The sequence below is a fragment of the Lentiprolixibacter sp. genome (assembly GCF_982873095.1).
Genome location: NZ_CEYNTP010000001.1, coordinates 32426 through 36785, shown reverse-complemented (window position 1 = coordinate 36785; position 4360 = coordinate 32426). Strand labels below are relative to the sequence as shown.

The window sequence follows — 4360 nt, the reverse complement described above, 5'->3', positions numbered from 1 at the left end:
AAAATTCAAACAGCGATGCTTATCGTAGCGGCGCTTATTGAAGGTATTGGTTTTGCTGCATTGTTCGCAACTGCAGAAAACTAAAATTAAACAAAAGGCAACCGTAACGGTTGGTTGCGGTTGCTTTTTATTATTGCGTTAAATAGTTAAGAAGTTATAGCATGGAGCAGTTAATTGAAGAATTCTCATTAGGCTTGTTTTTTTGGCAGACCCTGTTGTTTATCGTCCTGGTATTCCTGCTTTGGAAATATGCATGGAAGCCTATCCTAAATGCCGTAAACGATCGGGAAGAAGGAATCAAAGATGCCCTTGCCGCTGCAGAGGAAGCTAAAAAGGAAATGCAGAACGTTACTGCAGACAGCGAGAAATTATTACAGGAAGCCCGTGCAGAGCGCGAGGTGATGCTGAAGGAGGCTCGGGAAATAAAAGAAAAAATTGTTGCCGATGCGCGTGATCTGGCTCAGGTAGAAGGGGATAAGATGATAAAGCAGGCACAGGCAACTATCGAAAGTGAAAAGAAAGCGGCAGTAGCAGACATCAAAAATCAGGTAGCAGATCTATCCCTTCAAATCGCAGAAAAAGTCATCAAAGAGCGATTGTCTGACGATAAGAAGCAGGTGAAACTTGTGGACGATATGCTGGGTGATATAAAATTGAATTAATCCCATGAGCGATTCCAGAGCGGCAGTACGATACGCGAAAGCCACCTTAGACCTCGCCATTGAGAAGAAGGCAGATGCAGCCCTTGAAAAGGATATGCGCCTTGTGGCAGAGACGATTGCAACGAATAGCGAACTAAAAGACGTTTTAGGAAGCCCTGTTGTCCCTGCGGAAACAAAGAAGTCTATCCTGTCCGGGGTGTTTAAAAACATCAACGAACTCGGGAAAGGACTGATCTCACTGCTGATCGATAAAAAAAGGATAGCGCTCCTGAGCGAAGTGGCCACACAATATATCAGGCTGCATGAAGAGTATAAAGGGGAGCGAGTAGCCTACGTGACTACGGCAGTGCCTTTAGACAGTAAGCTGGAAAAGAAATTATTAGCCCAGATTGAAAAGATAACAGGAGACAAGGTTACCCTGGAAAGCAACATAGATAAAGATATTCTCGGTGGTTTTCTTCTGAGGGTAGGCGATTTGCAATACGATGCGAGCATTGCGAATAAACTGGACAAATTAAAAAGAGAATTTACAAGTAGCATTTAATCATAATACAGCCTGCAGGGCCATCCCTGGGGCAAACAATTTATAAGATTAGGATATGGCAGGAGTAAAAGCCGCTGAGGTATCAGCAATATTAAAGAAGCAATTATCAGGTTTTGAGGCTAGCGCCACTCTTGATGAAGTAGGGACCGTATTGCAGGTAGGGGATGGTATTGCCCGTATCTATGGATTGGCCAATGCACAATACGGTGAGCTGGTTGAATTTGAAGGCGGTCTTGAAGGAATCGTCCTCAACCTGGAAGAAGACAATGTTGGGGTAGTATTGCTGGCACCGTCTAAAGAGATCAAAGAAGGGGCTACTGTAAAGCGAACCCAAAGGATTGCATCAATCAAGGTTGGTGAAGGTATTGTAGGGCGCGTGGTGAATACCCTGGGTACCCCTATTGACGGTAAGGGACCCATTGCCGGAGATTTGTATGAAATGCCGCTTGAAAGAAAGGCTCCCGGAGTAATCTATCGCCAGCCGGTATACGAGCCCTTGCAAACTGGGGTTAAGGCCGTAGACGCGATGATCCCTATCGGTAGGGGACAGCGTGAGCTGGTAATTGGTGACCGTCAGACCGGTAAGACCACCGTTTGTATCGATACCATTATCAACCAAAAGGAATTTTATGATGCAGGAGAGCCCGTATACTGTATTTATGTGGCTGTGGGGCAAAAGGCTTCTACTGTGGCGGCAATTGCCAAGACTTTGGAAGATAAGGGTGCCCTTGCATATACGACCATCGTAGCAGCTAATGCATCTGACCCTGCACCTATGCAGGTGTACGCTCCTTTTGCAGGGGCAGCTATCGGGGAGTATTTCCGTGACACCGGAAGGCCGGCACTGATCATATACGATGACTTATCCAAGCAGGCTGTTGCGTACCGTGAGGTATCTCTATTATTGAGAAGGCCACCGGGACGTGAGGCATATCCAGGGGATGTGTTCTACCTGCACTCCAGGTTGCTGGAAAGGGCTGCCAAGGTGATCGACGACAATACGATTGCACAAAACATGAACGACCTCCCAGAGGTACTCAAGCCGATGGTTAAAGGTGGGGGATCACTTACCGCACTGCCCATAATCGAGACTCAGGCAGGAGACGTTTCAGCTTATATCCCAACCAACGTAATTTCAATTACGGACGGACAAATTTTCCTCGAGCAGGATTTGTTCAACCAGGGGGTTCGCCCTGCGATCAACGTGGGGATTTCGGTATCCCGTGTTGGGGGATCTGCACAGATTAAGTCCATGAAGAAAGTAGCGGGGACACTAAAACTGGACCAGGCGCAGTTCCGTGAACTGGAAGCTTTTGCAAAGTTTGGTTCTGACCTTGATGCGGCTACCATGAATGTCATTGAAAAAGGGCGCCGTAACGTGGAGATCCTGAAACAGGCCCAAAGTGACCCCTTTACTGTTGAAAACCAGATCGCAATAATTTTTGCGGGATCCAAAAACCTGCTTCGTGATGTACCGGTAGAGAAGGTAAAAGAATTCGAAAAAGATTACCTCGAGTATTTGAACGCTAAGCACAGGGACGTGCTCGACGTGCTCAAATCCGGAAAACTTACGGATGAAGCAACAGAGGTGCTCACCAAAGTTTGCAAGGACCTTGCGAGCAAATACAAAGGTTAATCATTATTCGCCAACTTAAAAGTTACCCATGGCTAACTTAAAGGAAATACGTAACAGGATTGCATCGGTAAGCTCTACCATGCAAATTACCAGTGCCATGAAGATGGTGTCGGCTGCTAAGTTGAAGAAAGCCCAGGATGCCATTACTGCTATGCGGCCTTACTCGGACAAACTCACGGAATTGCTGCAAAACCTGAGCGCCAGCCTGGACAGTGAAGCCGGAGGGAAGTATGCGGAGGAACGCGAGGTGAAAAAGGTGCTCATCGTGGCCTGCACTTCTAATCGGGGACTATGTGGGGCTTTTAATTCCAACATTATAAAACATGCCATTTCCCTGGCAGAAACCGAGTATCAGAACACCTCCGTGGAGGTAATGACCATTGGTAAAAAAGGGAATGACCTCCTCAGCAAAAGCTTTGAGGTCATGGAAGACCACAGTGAGATCTACGACCAGCTTACCTTTGAAAAGGCAGCGGCAATAGCTGAGGACCTGATGGAAGCTTTCACAGCAGGGACCTATGATAAGATCATCATGGTGTACAACAGGTTTAAGAATGCAGCAACACAGATTGTGACCACAGAGCAATTTTTACCCATTGTATCTGTAGAAGAGGCTGAGGATGCGGGGGCGGACTATATCTTTGAACCTTCACAGGAAGATATCGTAACCCAGCTGATCCCAAAGTCTTTAAAGACGCAACTTTTTAAAGCCATTCGGGATTCGTTTGCCAGTGAGCACGGCGCCAGGATGACCGCCATGCACAAAGCCACGGATAACGCTTCCGAAATGAAGGATCAACTGACGCTAACCTACAACAAAGCTCGTCAGGCGGCGATTACCGGGGAAATCCTGGAAATCGTTGGAGGAGCGGAAGCGCTGAACGCCTAAGCGGATCTTTCGTCTAAAATATTTAACCCTGCTTGTGGCAGGGTTTTTTATAGTAATACTACGATCTACTTTGGCACCAATTTTGGTTTCCTATCTTTACATTATTCAATTTCTGAAGCTGTTCATATGAGATATCTTATTGCACTTCTTCTTGTGATATTACTAGGGGTTTCGGGCTGTTCTTCCCAGAAGAAATTAGCGACCGACGCACCCTTCAGCATTGAAAAGCCCAGCTGTACGCCATTCGCAGGAGGAAGGGAAGAGAGTGGTTCCGGGTTCATCCTGAGATTACCCCTTAGCTTTCCGGAATATACAGACATTGCGTATGAGGCAGTCTATTTCCGCGGTCATGTACTAACACCCATACTCCTTGAAGAAGCGGGAAAACAGGTGCTGTATTGCAAGTACCAGCGTACTCCAAAAGTAAAGCCTGATATCATTATGCATGACGACCCCATGAAGGAAGTGGGCAATCAACCCCCGGCAGAAAAAGTTGGCAAGAAGAAATTCCCCTTCGAATTACAGCCCGAAGAAGCCGTAATATCCTACCGAATTGACGACAGGATAAAATATGTCAAGGTTACCGGGGTGAAGGATAAAACCCCTGAGCTTCTCCCTGCAAGACCCAA

Annotated in this window: 5 protein-coding genes; all 5 read left to right on the top strand. The window is 46.7% G+C overall.

Going from position 1 to position 4360, the window contains the following annotated elements:
- The first annotated feature begins 161 nt into the window (after positions 1 to 161).
- Complete coding sequence (locus tag AC4E7D_RS00185; protein WP_490171775.1) at positions 162 to 662, top strand: F0F1 ATP synthase subunit B; 501 nt, start codon at positions 162 to 164, stop codon at positions 660 to 662.
- A gap of 4 nt (positions 663 to 666) precedes the next feature.
- Positions 667 to 1206: an ATP synthase F1 subunit delta gene (atpH, locus tag AC4E7D_RS00180; protein WP_490171774.1), complete on the top strand. Its 540-nt coding sequence runs from the start codon at positions 667 to 669 to the stop codon at positions 1204 to 1206.
- A 55-nt stretch (positions 1207 to 1261) separates the two neighbouring features.
- The gene (gene atpA / locus AC4E7D_RS00175; protein ID WP_490171773.1) at positions 1262 to 2842 is read left to right on the top strand and encodes a F0F1 ATP synthase subunit alpha; all 1581 of its coding nucleotides are present in this window, start codon (positions 1262 to 1264) and stop codon (positions 2840 to 2842) included.
- Positions 2843 to 2870: 28 nt separating this feature from the next.
- Positions 2871 to 3731 carry an ATP synthase F1 subunit gamma gene (gene atpG, locus AC4E7D_RS00170; RefSeq protein ID WP_490171772.1) on the top strand — a complete coding sequence of 287 codons (861 nt, stop codon included), beginning with the start codon at positions 2871 to 2873 and terminating at the stop codon, positions 3729 to 3731.
- A 126-nt stretch (positions 3732 to 3857) separates the two neighbouring features.
- Positions 3858 to 4360, top strand: a 503-nt coding sequence (locus AC4E7D_RS00165) for a hypothetical protein (RefSeq protein ID WP_490171771.1), incomplete at its 3' end; no start/stop codon positions are given.

Excerpts from the sequence above, each read along its gene's own strand:
- atpG (WP_490171772.1), top strand. The coding sequence starts at position 2,871 with ATGGCTAACTTAAAGGAAATACGTAACAGGATTGCATCGGTAAGCTCT.
- atpH (WP_490171774.1), top strand. The coding sequence starts at position 667 with ATGAGCGATTCCAGAGCGGCAGTACGATACGCGAAAGCCACCTTAGAC.
- AC4E7D_RS00185 (WP_490171775.1), top strand. The coding sequence starts at position 162 with ATGGAGCAGTTAATTGAAGAATTCTCATTAGGCTTGTTTTTTTGGCAG.
- atpA (WP_490171773.1), top strand. The coding sequence starts at position 1,262 with ATGGCAGGAGTAAAAGCCGCTGAGGTATCAGCAATATTAAAGAAGCAA.